Source organism: Roseomonas sp. E05 (assembly GCF_030063475.1).
GTDB lineage: Bacteria > Pseudomonadota > Alphaproteobacteria > Acetobacterales > Acetobacteraceae > Pseudoroseomonas.
Map to the genome: position 1 here is coordinate 133456 of NZ_JASIRT010000010.1, position 13079 is coordinate 146534.

Here is a 13079-nt window from a genome sequence, read left to right on the forward strand (position 1 = left end):
GTTGTTGAGAGGGGCTTTGCCCCTCTCAAACTCTCCCCACCAAGAACCTGAGGTTCCTGGACCTCCCCTCTGATGGCGGGGTCCGGGGGGATACTATCCCCCCGGCGGGGGTCCAGGGGGCGGCGCCCCCTGGCCTGTCCTACCCCAGGATGGCGCGCGCAATGGCCTCGCGGTCCATCCCTTGCTGTCCGATCACCACGAGGTGTCCCTGGCGGTCATCGCTCCAGGGACGGTCGAAGTGGTGCCGGAAGCGGCGGCCGACGCCCTGCACCGCCAGCCGCATCGGCTTGCCCTTCAGCCGCACGAAGCCCTTGATGCGCAGCACGTCATGCGCCGCCGCCACCTCCGGCAGGCGGGCCAGCAGGGCGTCGGGCGTGTCGTAGTCCGGCAGGGGAAGGACGAAACTGTCGAAGTCGTCGTGCTCGTGCGCGCCATCCTCGGCATCGTGGTGCGAGGGGCGGGCGGCGAGGTCGTCTTCGGCGGCGGCGTCCAGGCCGAGCAGCACGGCCGGCTCCAGCGCGCCCTCGCGCGCCGGCACCACCTTCACGGCGCGCGGCAGACGGGCGGCGACCTCGGCGCGCAGGGCGGCGAGGGTGGCCTCGTCCAGCAGGTCGGCCTTGTTCAGCACCACCAGGTCGGCGGCGTTGAGCTGGTCCTCATAGACTTCGGCCAGGGGGTTGTCGTGGTCGAGCGACGGGTCGGCGGCACGCTGGGCGGCGACGGCCTCCGGATCGTCGGCGAAGCGGCCCTCGGCGACGGCGGGGGCGTCCACCACGGTCACCACGCCATCCACCGTCACGCGGGAGCGGATGGCGGGCCAGTTGAAGGCCTTGATCAGCGGCTTCGGCAGCGCGAGGCCGGAGGTCTCGATCAGGATGTGCTCGGGCGGCTCCGGGCGGTCGAGCAGCGCCTGCATGGTGGGGATGAAGTCGTCCGCCACGGTGCAGCAGAGGCAGCCATTGGCCAGCTCGACGATGTTCTCGGCCTCGCAGCCCGGAATGCCGCAGTCCTTCAGCGTCTCGCCATCCACGCCGAGCGCGCCGAACTCGTTGACGATGATGGCGATGCGCCGCCCGTTGGCGTGCTGCATCAGATGGCGCACCAGCGTGGTCTTTCCGGCGCCGAGAAAGCCGGTGACGATGGTGGCGGGCACCTTGTCGAGCGTGGTCATGCGGCGGAGTCCTTCACGGGCGGTTGGAGCGCGGGGAGGCGGCCCAGCACGACCTTGCGCAGCGAGTCCGGGCGGCGCGAGGGCAGCACGGCACCGGAGGCATGGGCGGCATAGGTGGCGCCATAGGCCAGGAGGTCGCCGGCCAGCGCGGGTGTCAGATGGCCGAGCAGGTAGGTCCACTTGCCCGGCGCGGTGATGGCCGCCGTGCAGCCGCGCTCGCAGGCGGCGAGGCAGGTGACGGCGTGCAGTTCCACCGGCGGCGCGGGATGGGCGGCGAGGGCCTCGGCCAGGGCATCATGCAGCAGGCGGCCGGGCGGGATTTCGTCCTCGGCGAGGGGGCGGCTGGCGCGGCAACTGGTGCAGACCACCAGGCGCGGCTTCGGCGCAGGCTCGTTCTCCGGCGGCGGCTCCATGCACGCTCCCTGCGCCCTGCGGCGCGGATAGAGACGAGGTGCCGACCGCCCGCGCGTCGCCGCGCGGAACCGAGGCGCCGAGGGTGGATGCCCGGCCGCATCGCCGCCCGCCGGGGCACCCCGCCCGGTGGCACGATCCGATGGTGATGGCAGGTCTCCTGGCTCGCGGATCCAGCGCGGCCCGCCGGCCTTCCCAAAGCGCTCCCCCGGGGGGGGCGGTGCTCCAGTGGCCGTGGCGGCGGGTCGCTCTCCGCCCACAGTTGCGGGGGCAGCCGCGGCATGGGGCGTGAGGGCAAGCCCTCCAACCCGGCACCGCATTCCCTTTTCACCTTCCGCGCGGGAAGGACCATCGGGGCGTTCCTAGGCGGGCACGGGGCGGGGAGTCAAACCCCCGCCTGCTTCCGGGCCCGGGTGCAATTCCGCCGCCGGTTGCAGCAGCGCCGGGGCAATCAAGGAATTGGAGAGAAGTTTTCGCCTGCTTGAACAATTCCGCCTGCGGGAAGGACAGCAACATCCAGAATCCTCCGAAACCCCGAGGCTGAAATGTTCATACCTATTCGAGGATTTGCGGTGGCAAGGCAGGAAACCATTGTCGGAATCGCGGATTCATTTCACCGCATCGGATGAGGATCGGGATCGACTTGCCGAAGGGGTGGACAATTCCATGCGACTGGTCTAGACCCAACCCAACCTAGTGGCGGCGACACAGAATTATGGCCCTTTCAGGGCAGTGAATGCAGGGCCTCCTCCGGCCCGTCCCCGTGTCCGCCGTTCCCAAAAACCCACGGAGGTGAAGCCGCCCCACCCGGCGCGCGGCAGGCAGAGGACGATGGAAACAGCAACCCAGACGACGGGCGAGGACGCCCCGCCGCCGGTGAAGATCGCGCTCCGCAACGTCTTCAAGGTGTTCGGCGACCGGCCCGAGGCGGCCATCCGCATGGTCCATGAGGGCCGCGGCAAGGAGGAGATCCACGCCGCCACCGGCTGCACGGTGGGCGTCAAGGACGCCAGCTTCGACATCCGCGCCGGCGAGATCTTCGTCATCATGGGGCTTTCGGGCTCCGGCAAGTCCACCCTGCTGCGGCTGATCAACCGGCTGATCGAGCCTTCCGCGGGCGAGATCCTGGTGGATGGGCAGGACATCACCAGGATGTCCAAGCGCGAGCTGATCGCGCTGCGCCGGCGGGACATGAGCATGGTGTTCCAGTCCTTCGCCCTGCTGCCCAACCGCACGGTGCTGGACAATGCCGCCTTCGGCCTCGAAGTGGCCGGCGTGGGCGAGCGGGAGCGGCATGAGAAGGCGCGCGCGGCGCTGCAGGGCGTGGGTCTCGGCGCTTATGCCGACAGCCGGCCGGACCAGCTCTCGGGCGGCATGAAGCAGCGCGTCGGCCTCGCCCGTGCCCTGGCGAGCGAGCCCACCGTGCTGCTGATGGACGAGGCCTTCTCGGCGCTCGACCCGCTGATCCGCGCCGAGATGCAGGACGAGCTGCTGCGGCTGCAGGCCGAGCACAGCCGCACGATCATCTTCGTCAGCCATGACCTCGACGAGGCCATGCGCATCGGCGACCGCATCGCCATCATGCAGCATGGCGAGGTGGTGCAGGTCGGCACGCCGGACGAGATCGTCACCAGCCCGGCGAACGACTATGTGCGCTCCTTCTTCCGCAACGTGGATGTCAGCCAGGTGTTCCGCGCCGGCGACATCGCCCGCGAGTCGCAGGTGACGCTGATCGAGCGGCGCGGCCTCGCGGTGCCCGCCGCGCTGGAGCGGATGCGGCGGCACGACCGGGACATCGCCATCGTCGTCGGGCGGGACAAGACCTACCATGGCATGGTCAGCGCGGATTCACTGGCGCAGGCCGCGCGCAGCGGCTCCGAGGACCCCTACCGCAAGGCGCTGCTGCCCGAGGTGGAGCCGATCGCCGCCGACGACACGCTCTCCGACGTGATGGGCAAGGTGGCGGAGAGCCCGCACCCGGTGCCGGTGGTGGACGCGGACCACCGCTATGTCGGTGCGATCAGCAAGTCCACGCTGCTGCGGACGCTCGACCGCTCGGGCAACTGAGCGCCTCCCCGCCGAAGGAACACGCCCCATGCAGGACTGGAACCTGGGCATCGGCGAGGGCGCCGATGCCGTCGTCAACTATGTGCTCGACCACTTCACCCCGGCGCTGGACACTATCGCGACCGGCATCGGCTTCGTCACGGATGGCATCCGCGCGGCGCTGACCGGCGTGCCGGCGCCGGCCGCCATCGCCGTCATCGCGCTGCTGGCGCTGTGGCGCGTGGGCTGGAAGTTCGCCGTCTTCGCCGTCGCCGCGCTGCTGCTGATCGGCGGCATGGGCCTGTGGGAGCGCATGATGGAGACGCTCTCCCTCGTGCTCGCCGCGACCGCCATCGCCATCGTCATCGGCGTGCCGCTCGGCATCGCCATGGCGCGCAGCAACGGCGTGCAGCTCGTCGCGCGTCCGGCGCTCGACCTGATGCAGACCATGCCGGCCTTCGTCTACCTGATCCCGGCGGCCATGTTCTTCGGCCTCGGCGCGGTGCCGGGCACCATCGCCACGGTGATCTTCGCCATGCCGCCGGTTGTGCGCCTGACCAATCTCGGCATCCGCCAGGTGCATTCCGAGTTCATCGAGGCGGGCCAGGCCTTCGGCTGCACGCCCATGCAGCTGCTGCTGAAGGTACAGGTGCCGAACGCGCTGCCCTCCATCATGGCCGGCATCAACCAGACCATCATGCTGTCGCTCTCGATGGTGGTGATCGCCTCGATGATCGGCGCCGGCGGGCTCGGCAACACCGTGCTGACCGGCATCCAGCGGCTCGACGTCGGCACCGGCTTCGAGGGCGGGCTCGCCGTGGTGGTGCTGGCGGTGCTGCTGGACCGCATCACCCAGAGCTTCGGCCAGAAGCGGGAGCCCTCGGGGCTGCGGGCGCTGTTCGCCCGGCGCAACGGCGAGGCCGCGGCGCAGCCGGCCAAGGCCTGATCTTTTCACTCAAGCCGGGCTGAAGGCTGGGGGGAATGAATTCCCCCCAGGCCCCCCTTCCTTTTTCTGTCGGTTCCCCGCGCGGGCGGAAAGCGCAGCGCCAAACTGACAGAAAGAAGATGGGGGTTCGGGGGAATTCCTTCCCCCGACCTTTTTCGTCCGGTCCGTTCCAGGCAACCAAGGAAAGGAAACCCCATGTTGCTGAAGAAGCGCGAACTCTTCGGTCTCACCGCCGGCCTGGCGATGGGCCTCACCGCCGGTGCCGCGCGCGCGCAGTCCGGCCAGCCGATCAAGCTGGGCTTCGCCGCCTGGGCCGATGCCGAGTTCATCACCCGCCTCGCCGCGAAGCTGATCGAGGACCGCCTCGAGACCAAGGTCGAGCTGGTGCAGACCGATGTGGCGCCGCTCTACCAGGGCCTCACCCGCGGCGACGTGGACGCCATGCTGATGTGCTGGCTGCCGCAGACCCATGCCGACTACTGGAAGCGCGTGCAGGGCAAGGTGGAGCGCCTCGGCGTGCTCTACAGCGGCGCGCGCCTGGGCTGGGTGGTGCCGAAGTATGTGCCGGAATCCGAGGTCGCCTCGATCGCCGACCTGGCGAAGCCCGAGGTCCGCAAGAAGCTGAACGGCCGCATCCAGGGCATCGAGCCGGGCGCCGGGCTGACGCGGCTCTCGCACAAGGCGCTGGAGGCCTATGGCCTCGACGAATACACGCTGCAGGAGGCCAGCGAGGCCGCCATGCTCAGCGTGGTGGACCGCGCCATGCGGCAGGACAAGTGGGTGGTGGCGACCTCCTGGAGCCCGCACTGGATGTTCGGCAAGTACGACCTGCGCTACCTGGCCGACCCGAAGGGCGCGCTGGGCGGCGAGGAGGAGGTCATCGCGCTCGGCCGCCCCAAGCTGAAGGAGGAGCGGCCGGAGGTCGCCGGCTTCCTCTCCCGCCTCAACATGCCGCTCAACGAGCTGGAGAAGGCGATGCTGAAGGCGCAGCAGGAGAGCGCCGACGCGGCGGTGGCGGACTACATCGCCAGCCACAAGGACCGCGTGAACGGCTGGTTCGCCAAGAGCTGAGCCTGGCAGTTCAGGCCTGGGCCGGGGCGCATTCCTCCCCGGCCCCGTTGCGACGGCCTCCGGCTGTCGCCTGAAGCGCATGCGCCACTCCGAGGCCTCCAATCCTTCGCCTCGCGCGCTTCTCGCCCTTCTCGGGCCACAGGCCATGGCGGTCCCAGGACCGCACCCGTTTCCCCAGCCGTTCCGGCATGCCGTCGCGCGGCCGCGGGGCCGCATGCCTTCCGATCAGGCTGCCCCAGGCCCAACCACACCACCCCGGGAGTCACCCATGCTGCTCAAGAAGCGCCAGTTCCTCAGCCTCTCCGCCGGCCTGGCCGCCGGCCTCGCCACCGGTTCCGTGCAGGCGCAATCCGGCAGGCCCATCCGGCTCGGCTATGCGCCCTGGACCGATGCCGAGTTCATCACCAGGCTGGCCGCGAAGCTGATCGAGGACCATTTGGGGACGCCGGTGAAGCTGGTGCAGACCGATGTGGCGCCGCTCTACCAGGGCGTTATGCGCGGGGACCTGGATGCCGTGCTGATGTGCTGGCTGCCCAAGACCCACCGGGACTACTGGAAGCGCGCCGAGGGCAATGTGGAGCGCCTCGGCCAGATCTACACCGGCAAGATGGGGCTGGCGGTGCCGGCCTATGTGCCGGAAGGCGAGGTCTCCTCCATCGCCGACCTCGCGAAGCCCGGGGTGCGCGGCAAGGTGGAGGGCCGCATCCAGACCATCGAGCCCGGCGCGGGCATGACGCGGCTCGTGCATGAGACCGTGAAGGCCTATGGGCTGGACTACACCGTGCAGGAATCCGGCGAGGCCGGCATGCTGGCCATGCTGCAGCGGGCGATCCGCGGCAAGGACTGGATCGTCTTCTCCGGCTGGAATCCGCACTGGATGTTCAACAAGTTCGACCTCCGCTACCTCGACGACCCGAAGCTGAGCATGGGCGAGGAGGAGAAGATCGTCGGCGCCGGGCGCCTCGGCCTGCGCGAGGAGCGCCCGGAGGTGGCGGCCTTCCTCTCCCGCCTCAGCCTGCCGCTCGAGGAGCTGGAGAAGGCGATGACGAAGATGCAGGAGGAGAACGCTGAGGCGGCGGTGGCGGACTACATCGCCAGCCACCAGGAGCGCATTGCCGGCTGGCTGGGCAAGGCCGCCGGCTGAGGCGCCCGCGCGACGCTGCCAGGCACCGCCACGCTCTCCGCGGAGCGGTGAGAGGGGCGGGGGCGGCCGCGAGCCGCCTCCGCTGCGCGTTTCAGCCCCGCTGTCCGCGGCGCCGGGCAATAAGGATTGATTAGGCAGGCCTGCCTATGCTCGGCCGCGGATGGACGCCGCAGGAAGCAGTGACAGCGCATGCCTAGACACCGGATCATGCCCACGGGACGGGAATCGCCCTTCGGAGAGGAGGAGCTGATCGTCACCAAGACCGACCGGAAGGGGCGCATCCTCTACGCCAACGACGTCTTCCTGCGGGTTTCCAAATACGCGGTGAGCGACGTGCTGGGCCAGCCGCACAGCCTGGTCCGCCACCCGGACATGCCACGCAGCGTGTTCCGGCTGTTCTGGGAGACGCTGGAGGAGGGGAGCGAGTTCTTCGGCTATGTGCTGAACCTCGCGGCCGATGGCAGCCACTACTGGGTCTTCGCCCATGCCACGCCGACGCGGGACGCGCAGGGTCATGTGATCGGCTACCACTCGAACCGCCGCCGGCCCGATCCGGCGCAGGTGGCGCGCGTGCGCCCGATCTATGAGCAGCTGCTGCGTGCCGAGGCGGCAGCGCCCGACCGCAAGCAGGGCATGCAGCAGGGTGCCGCCGCGCTGAACGAAATGCTGGCGAAGCAGGGGGTCAGCTATGAACGCTTCGTCTTTTCTCTCTGATCCGCGCCTGCCGCTGGGGCTGACCGCCATGCTGGCCGGTGGCAACGCGGCCTGGGTGCTGGCGGCGGGGCCCTCCTGGGCGGCGGCCCTGGCGGCGCTGCTGCCGGCGCTCGGCGCCGGGGCGGCGCTCGCGGCGGTGCTGCGCCAGGACGCGATGCTGCGCCGGGCCGCGGCGGTCTGCGAGGCGGCGGCGAAGGGAGATCTTGAGGCCCGCATGCCGCAGCCCTTCAACCCCGGCGCGGTCGGGCAGTTCGAGGCCTCCGCCAACCGCATGCTCGACATCGCCGATGCCTTCGTGCGGGAGGCGGCCGGCGCCATGCAGGCCGCCAGTGCCGGGCGATACTATCGCAAGGTGCTGCTGCGCGGCCTGCCCGGCCGCTTCCGCAAGGCCGCGGAGGACCTCAATGCCGGCATCGCGCAGATGGAGGGCAAGGCGCGGGAGTTCGCCTGCTTCGCCGACGGCTTCGAGCGCGGCGTGGGGGGCGTTGTGGAGAATGTCGCCGCCGCCGCCGTGGCGCTGCGCGGCAATGCCGAGGGCATGCTGAACGCCGCCGGGCAGACCAGCGAGGGTGCCGCCGCCGCCGCGACGGCGACGCATGCGAGCGAGGCCAGTTCGCAGAACGTGGCGGTGGCGGCGCGGCAGCTTTCCTCGGCGGTTGGCGAGATCACCCGCCAGGTCGGGCGCGCCTCGCAGATCGCCCGCTCGGCGGTGGCGGCGGTGGAGCAGGCCAACACCACCGTCGCCGGGCTGGACGATGCGGCGCGGCAGGTGGGCGAGGTGGTGCAGATGATCACCGAGATCGCCGCGCAGACCAACCTGCTGGCGCTGAACGCGACGATCGAGGCGGCGCGCGCGGGCGAGGCGGGCAAGGGCTTCGCCGTGGTGGCGGGCGAGGTGAAGGGGCTGGCCACGCAGACGGCGCGCGCGACCGACCAGATCACCCGCCAGATCGGGGCCATGCAGCAGGCGCTGGCCCAGGCGGTGGGAGCCATCGAGCATATCGGCAGCACGGTGCGGGAGACCGACGAGGTGGCCACCGCCATCGCCGCCGCCGTGGAGGAGCAGAGCGCGGCCACCGCCGAGATCGCCCGCAGCGTCGCGCAGACGGCGCAGGGTACGGCGGCCGTGGCACGCAACATCGAGGCGGTGCGCGCGGCCGCGGGGGAGACCGACACCGCCGCCACTGCCATGCGCGACGCCGCCGGCGGCCTCTCCATCCAGGCGGAGCGGCTGCGGCGCGAGGTGGCGGAGTTCCTGGCGCGGGCACGGCAGGCGGTCTGAGGCAAGGCCGGGGGAATTCATGCCTCCGGGCTTTGGCGGCGAGGGGAAATCGGCTAACCCCGGCGGGCCATGACCTTCACCCTTGTCCTTGGCGGCGCCCGCTCGGGCAAGTCGCGCCATGCCGAGGCGCTGATCGCCCGCCATCCGGCGCCCTGGGCCTATATTGCCACGGCGGAAGCGTGGGATGACGAGATGCGCGTGCGCATCGCCGCCCATCAGGCCCGGCGCGGCACGGAATGGCACACCATCGCCGCGCCGCTCGACCTCGCCGGCGCCCTGGCCGGGGCGGGCGGCCGCCCGGCGCTGGTGGACTGCCTGACGCTCTGGCTGACCAACCTGATGCTCGGCGACCACGACATCGAGGCCGCCTCGACGGCGCTGGAGGCGGCGCTGGCGGCGCGCGAGGCGCCGACCGTGCTGGTGGCCAATGAAGTGGGGCTGGGCATCGTACCGGAGAACGCGCTGGCGCGGCGCTTCCGCGATGCCGCCGGCGTGTTGAACCAGCGGCTGGCGGCGCGCGCCGCATCGGTGCATTTCGTCGCCGCCGGCCTGCCGCTGGTGCTGAAGGGGAAGTCATGAGCGAGGATCGCGACGAGTCCGCGCGCCACCAGGAGAAGATGGCGAAGCGCAAGGCGGTGCAGGATGCCGAGGTGGCTTCCAAGACCGTCGAGAAGGGCCTGCTGATGGTCCACACCGGGGCGGGGAAGGGCAAGTCCACCGCCGCCTTCGGCCTGGCGCTGCGGATGCTGGGGAATGGGCGGCGCGTCGGCGTGGTGCAGTTCATCAAGGGCGCCTGGTCCACCGGGGAGCGTGGCGTACTGGAGGCCTATGCCATGCTGGAATGGCACAGCATGGGCGAGGGCTTCACCTGGGAGACGCAGGACCGCGCGCGCGATATCGCCGCCTGCCGCCGCGCCTGGGAACAGGCGAAGCGGATGATGGCCGCGGGCGATCTCGGCCTGCTGGTGCTGGACGAGCTGTGCATCGCGCTGCGCTACGATTACCTGCCGCTGGATGAAGTCCTGTCGGAACTGGCCGCCCGCCCGGCGGGGCTGCATGTGGTGGTCACCGGGCGCAATGCGCCGGCGGCCCTGCTGGAGGCGGCCGACATGGTCACCGAGATGAAGCCGGTGAAGCACCATTTCGCCGCGGGCGTGAAGGCGCAGGCGGGGATCGAGTTCTGAGAGAAAAAGTCCGGGGGGAATGAATTCCCCCCAGGCCCCCCTTCTTTTTTCTTCGAGTTCCAGTTCTGGCGGGCTGTGCGCCGGAACTGGCAGAAAGAAGATGGGGGTCCGGGGGAATTCCTTCCCCCGGCCTTTTTCCGCCCACCCGCAGGGGAAAGCCATGCCCGCAGTCGCCTTGATGCTCCAGGGAACCGGCTCATCGGTCGGCAAGTCGCTGCTGGTGGCGGGGCTGGCGCGGGCGCTGGTGCGGCGCGGATTGCGGGTGCGGCCCTTCAAGCCGCAGAACATGTCGAACAACGCGGCGGTAACCGCCGATGGCGGCGAGATCGGCCGGGCGCAGGCGCTGCAGGCGCGCGCGGCCCTGGTGGAGCCGAGCGTGCACATGAACCCCGTGCTGCTGAAGCCGCAGAGCGAGGTGGGGGCGCAGGTGGTGGTGCAGGGGCGCGTGCATGCCACGGCGCGGGCGCGCGAATACCAGGCGATGAAGCCCGCGCTGTTGCCTTTTGTGCTCGACAGCTTCGCGCGGCTGCGCGCCGAGGCGGATATCGTGCTGGTGGAGGGCGCCGGCTCGGCCTCGGAGATCAACCTGCGGGCGGGCGACATCGCCAATATGGGTTTCGCCCGCGCGACGGGAACGCCGGTGGTGCTGGTGGGGGACATCGACCGGGGCGGGGTGATCGCGGCGCTGGTCGGCACCCATGCGGTGCTGGCGCCGGAGGATGCGGCGCTGGTGCGCGGCTTCATCGTCAACCGGATGCGGGGCGACCTCTCGCTCTTCGCCGAGGGGATGGCGCAGATCGCGGCCCGCACGGGCTGGGCGCCGCTCGGGCTGGTGCCGCATTTCGAGGGCGCGCGCCGGCTGCCGGCGGAGGACGCGATGGACCTCGCCGAGCACCTGCCGCGCCAGAGGGAGGACAAGTGTGCGGGCGGCAAGTGCCGCATCGCCGTGCCGGTGCTGCCGCGCATCGCCAATTTCGACGACCTCGATCCGCTCGCCGCCGAGCCGGAGGTGGAGCTGATGATGCTGCGCCCGGGCATGGCGCTGCCGGGCGATGTGGACCTCGTCATCCTGCCCGGCTCCAAGGCCACCATCGCCGATCTCGCGGCGCTGCGGGCGGAGGGGTGGGATACCGACATCCTGGCGCATCACCGGCGCGGCGGGCGGGTGCTCGGCCTCTGCGGGGGATACCAGATGCTGGGGCGGCGGATCGCCGATCCGGACGGGGTGGAGGGGCCGGCGGGCGCGGTGCCGGGGCTCGGGCTGCTGGCGGTGGAGACGGTGCTGCAGGGCGACAAGCGGTTGGCACGGGTCGCCGGCGAGACGCTGGCCGATGCGGCACCCTTCACGGGCTACGAAATGCATATCGGCCGCAGCAGCGGGGCGGACACTGCCCGGCCGTTGCTGCGCTTCGCCGATGGACGGGTGGATGGTGCCGTCTCGGCGGATGGGCGCGTGGCCGGGACCTATGTGCACGGCTTCTTCGCGGGGGATGCGCAACGAGGGGCTTGGCTGGCACGGCTCGGCGCCGCCGCCGCGCCGGCCGGGCATGACGCCGCGGTGGAGTCCGCGTTGGACGGGCTGGCGGCGCATCTGGAGCGGTATCTGGAAGTTGATGTTCTGCTTCAGCTGCTCCGCTAAATGAGATTGGTCACCGAAAGCGGGACAATGGCATCCAGACTGCCGAGGCGCGTTGGTGCGCCAGAACGGAAGCCACAAAAATGGACCGCATCCGAGCCCTGATCACGCGCCCCTGGACCCGGCCCTCCGTGCGGCCGGCCAACGTCGCCAGCCTCGCCGCCGCGCTGTACCGTGCCGAGCGGAAAGAACTGGGCGCTGCCGCCGAGTTGTCGCGCTGCGTGCGCGCCGCCGCGGCGATGATGCCCCGCCAGCCGCGCTGAGGGGAGGCGCTGCCTCCGGCGTCTGGTTCGCCCGTGGGGAAGTGCGGGCGTCTATGCGGATGACGCGGCGCCACCTGGCCTGAGCGCCATCGTTCCTCACCACGCCAGCAGCGCCAGGGCGAGCACCGCCGCCAGTTGCAGTGCGCAGGCACGGCGATAGAGCGTCAGGGCGCGGCGGAGGTCGGCAGCGGTGGCGCCGGAGCGGCCATCACCCATCCAGGCGTCCTCGACACGGGTATCGCCATAGGTGCGCGGGCCGGCGAGGCGCAGGCCGAGCGCGCCGGCCATGGCGGCTTCCGGCCAGCCGGCATTGGGCGAGCGGTGGCGGCGGGCGTCGCGCCGCACCGCGCGCCAGGCGCCGCGCGGATCGGCGCCGCGCGTCAGCGCCGCCGCCAGGATGAGCCAGAGCGCGGCGAGGCGCGAGGCCGGAAGGTTGACCAGGTCGTCCAGCCGGGCGGCGGCCCAGCCGAAGGCCTCGTGGCGCGGCGTGCGGTGGCCGATCATGCTGTCGGCGGTGTTGATGGCCTTGTAGCCGGCGATTCCTGGCAATCCCGCCACGCCGCACCAGAAGGCGGGGGCGACGACGCCGTCCGAGAAGTTTTCCGCCAGGCTCTCGATGGCGGCGCGGGCGACGCCGGCCTCGTCCAGCGTCTGCGGGTTGCGGCCGACAATCATGGCGACGGCGGCGCGGCCACCTTCCAGGCCACGCTGCTCCAGCCCCACCGCCACGGCGCGGACATGGTCGTGCAGGCTGCGCTGCGCCGGAAGGCTGGCGGCCAGCAGGGCCAGCAGGGCCAATGCCGGGGCGGCCGGCAGGAGGGCGAGCAGCGCCGTTTGCAGCAGTGCCGCCGGGCCGATGCCGGCCAGCAGCAGGAGCATGACCGCCAGCACGCCGTTGCGGCGTCGCCGTGCGGAGGGGAGGGCCGGGCGGTTCAGCCGCGCATCGAGCGCAGCGATCAGCGCGCCGATCCAGACCACGGGATGGCGGATGGTGGCGAAAAGCGCGGCGGGATAGCCGAGGGCCGCCTCGATGAGCAGCGCGCCGGACAGGATCAGGAGGGACGTGGACAGGGGAGGAATCGCCTGTTAGCGCGGGGCCTTGAGGTGGTTGTCCGGGGCGAGGTCGGGGGAATGAATTCCCCCGAACCCCCTTCTTTTTTGTCTGTTCAGGCACTGGCGTGCAGGTGGCGCTGGAAGTGGCAGAGGAAGGA

Annotated in this window: 13 protein-coding genes and 1 riboswitch; of the genes, 10 read left to right on the plus strand and 3 right to left on the minus strand. The window is 71.0% G+C overall.

Features of this window, described 5'->3' with window-relative positions:
• Nucleotides 1-139: 139 nt before the first annotated feature.
• Nucleotides 140-1171 (minus strand): cobalamin biosynthesis protein CobW, encoded by a 1032-nt coding sequence (gene cobW / locus QMO56_RS12745; RefSeq protein WP_283526232.1) that lies wholly within the window; start codon nt 1169-1171, stop codon nt 140-142.
• Nucleotides 1168-1584 (minus strand): DUF1636 domain-containing protein, encoded by a 417-nt coding sequence (locus QMO56_RS12750; protein WP_283526234.1) that lies wholly within the window; start codon nt 1582-1584, stop codon nt 1168-1170. Before QMO56_RS12750 ends, cobW begins: the two co-directional genes overlap by 4 nt.
• A gap of 130 nt (nt 1585-1714) precedes the next feature.
• Nucleotides 1715-1950, minus strand: a riboswitch (cobalamin riboswitch).
• A 463-nt stretch (nt 1951-2413) separates the two neighbouring features.
• Here QMO56_RS12750 and proV point away from each other — a divergent pair.
• The 10 genes from proV to QMO56_RS12800 all read left to right on the plus strand — a co-directional run bounded on the left by proV (nt 2414) and on the right by QMO56_RS12800 (nt 11868).
• Nucleotides 2414-3649, plus strand: a complete 1236-nt coding sequence (proV, locus tag QMO56_RS12755) for a glycine betaine/L-proline ABC transporter ATP-binding protein ProV (protein WP_283526235.1) — start codon at nt 2414-2416, stop codon at nt 3647-3649.
• Between the two features lie 28 nt (nt 3650-3677).
• Nucleotides 3678-4574 (plus strand): proline/glycine betaine ABC transporter permease, encoded by an 897-nt coding sequence (locus tag QMO56_RS12760; RefSeq protein ID WP_283526236.1) that lies wholly within the window; start codon nt 3678-3680, stop codon nt 4572-4574.
• 195 nt (nt 4575-4769) lie between these two features.
• Nucleotides 4770-5645, plus strand: a complete 876-nt coding sequence (locus tag QMO56_RS12765) for a glycine betaine ABC transporter substrate-binding protein (RefSeq protein ID WP_283526237.1) — start codon at nt 4770-4772, stop codon at nt 5643-5645.
• 268 nt (nt 5646-5913) lie between these two features.
• Entirely contained in the window at nt 5914-6789 is an 876-nt protein-coding gene (locus QMO56_RS12770) for a glycine betaine ABC transporter substrate-binding protein (protein ID WP_283526238.1), read from the plus strand.
• Between the two features lie 189 nt (nt 6790-6978).
• Complete coding sequence (locus tag QMO56_RS12775) at nt 6979-7503, plus strand: PAS domain-containing protein (RefSeq protein ID WP_283526239.1); 525 nt, start codon at nt 6979-6981, stop codon at nt 7501-7503.
• Nucleotides 7478-8785 (plus strand): methyl-accepting chemotaxis protein, encoded by a 1308-nt coding sequence (locus QMO56_RS12780; protein ID WP_283526240.1) that lies wholly within the window; start codon nt 7478-7480, stop codon nt 8783-8785. Before QMO56_RS12775 ends, QMO56_RS12780 begins: the two co-directional genes overlap by 26 nt.
• Nucleotides 8786-8854: 69 nt before the next feature.
• Nucleotides 8855-9364 (plus strand): bifunctional adenosylcobinamide kinase/adenosylcobinamide-phosphate guanylyltransferase, encoded by a 510-nt coding sequence (cobU, locus tag QMO56_RS12785; RefSeq protein ID WP_283526242.1) that lies wholly within the window; start codon nt 8855-8857, stop codon nt 9362-9364.
• A complete protein-coding gene (gene cobO, locus QMO56_RS12790; protein ID WP_283526244.1) occupies nt 9361-9969 on the plus strand; it encodes a cob(I)yrinic acid a,c-diamide adenosyltransferase in 609 nt (202 codons plus the stop codon). Before cobU ends, cobO begins: the two co-directional genes overlap by 4 nt.
• Before the next feature lie 160 nt (nt 9970-10129).
• Entirely contained in the window at nt 10130-11608 is a 1479-nt protein-coding gene (locus QMO56_RS12795; protein WP_283526246.1) for a cobyric acid synthase, read from the plus strand.
• A gap of 80 nt (nt 11609-11688) precedes the next feature.
• Nucleotides 11689-11868 carry a hypothetical protein gene (locus QMO56_RS12800; RefSeq protein ID WP_283526247.1) on the plus strand — a complete coding sequence of 60 codons (180 nt, stop codon included), beginning with the start codon at nt 11689-11691 and terminating at the stop codon, nt 11866-11868.
• Between the two features lie 96 nt (nt 11869-11964).
• On the opposite strand, the gene cbiB is transcribed toward QMO56_RS12800, so the two are convergent.
• Complete coding sequence (gene cbiB / locus QMO56_RS12805) at nt 11965-12948, minus strand: adenosylcobinamide-phosphate synthase CbiB (protein ID WP_408906528.1); 984 nt, start codon at nt 12946-12948, stop codon at nt 11965-11967.
• Nucleotides 12949-13079 lie beyond the last annotated feature (131 nt).

Coding starts and splice junctions, on each gene's coding strand:
- QMO56_RS12800 (WP_283526247.1), top strand. CDS start 11,689: ATGGACCGCATCCGAGCCCTGATCACGCGCCCCTGGACCCGGCCCTCC.
- proV (WP_283526235.1), top strand. CDS start 2,414: ATGGAAACAGCAACCCAGACGACGGGCGAGGACGCCCCGCCGCCGGTG.
- cobW (WP_283526232.1), bottom strand. CDS start 1,171: ATGACCACGCTCGACAAGGTGCCCGCCACCATCGTCACCGGCTTTCTC.
- QMO56_RS12760 (WP_283526236.1), top strand. CDS start 3,678: ATGCAGGACTGGAACCTGGGCATCGGCGAGGGCGCCGATGCCGTCGTC.
- cobO (WP_283526244.1), top strand. CDS start 9,361: ATGAGCGAGGATCGCGACGAGTCCGCGCGCCACCAGGAGAAGATGGCG.
- cobU (WP_283526242.1), top strand. CDS start 8,855: ATGACCTTCACCCTTGTCCTTGGCGGCGCCCGCTCGGGCAAGTCGCGC.
- QMO56_RS12765 (WP_283526237.1), top strand. CDS start 4,770: ATGTTGCTGAAGAAGCGCGAACTCTTCGGTCTCACCGCCGGCCTGGCG.
- QMO56_RS12795 (WP_283526246.1), top strand. CDS start 10,130: ATGCCCGCAGTCGCCTTGATGCTCCAGGGAACCGGCTCATCGGTCGGC.
- QMO56_RS12775 (WP_283526239.1), top strand. CDS start 6,979: ATGCCTAGACACCGGATCATGCCCACGGGACGGGAATCGCCCTTCGGA.
- QMO56_RS12770 (WP_283526238.1), top strand. CDS start 5,914: ATGCTGCTCAAGAAGCGCCAGTTCCTCAGCCTCTCCGCCGGCCTGGCC.
- QMO56_RS12750 (WP_283526234.1), bottom strand. CDS start 1,584: ATGGAGCCGCCGCCGGAGAACGAGCCTGCGCCGAAGCCGCGCCTGGTG.
- QMO56_RS12780 (WP_283526240.1), top strand. CDS start 7,478: ATGAACGCTTCGTCTTTTCTCTCTGATCCGCGCCTGCCGCTGGGGCTG.